This window comes from Lacisediminihabitans profunda (assembly GCF_008040105.1).
Classification (GTDB): domain Bacteria; phylum Actinomycetota; class Actinomycetes; order Actinomycetales; family Microbacteriaceae; genus Lacisediminihabitans; species Lacisediminihabitans profunda.
Genome location: NZ_VRMG01000128.1, coordinates 1 through 327 on the forward strand (window position 1 = coordinate 1; position 327 = coordinate 327).

General features: G+C 72.2%; 1 protein-coding gene. It reads right to left on the reverse strand.

The features are described 5' to 3' along the window. Positions 1-327: protein kinase family protein (locus FVP33_RS19700; RefSeq protein ID WP_187270822.1), on the reverse strand; the 327-nt coding region annotated here is incomplete at both ends.

The window sequence follows — 327 nt, forward strand, 5'->3', positions numbered from 1 at the left end:
GCTCAGCCACTGGCTTCCGAAGCGTTCCAGGAGGTCGAGCGAGAGCCGGCCTTCCTCGCGGATGCGGTCCGCGAGGGTGTAGGCGCCGCCCCGGTTCTCGGCGCCGGCCATCGCGATGAACAGCGCCGCGTGCCCGGACAGCTCCACGTGGCGGTGGAACGCGACGACGTTCGGATGGCGCAGCGCCCCCAGCACCTCGCCTTCGCGCCGGATGCGCTCGTTGTGCGAGGGATCGAGGGCCACCTTGAGCACCCCGCCGCCGTCGTCGTGCTCCACCTCGAGGGCGACGGCGGTGGAGCCCTTGCCGAGGCGCCGTTCCACGAGGAA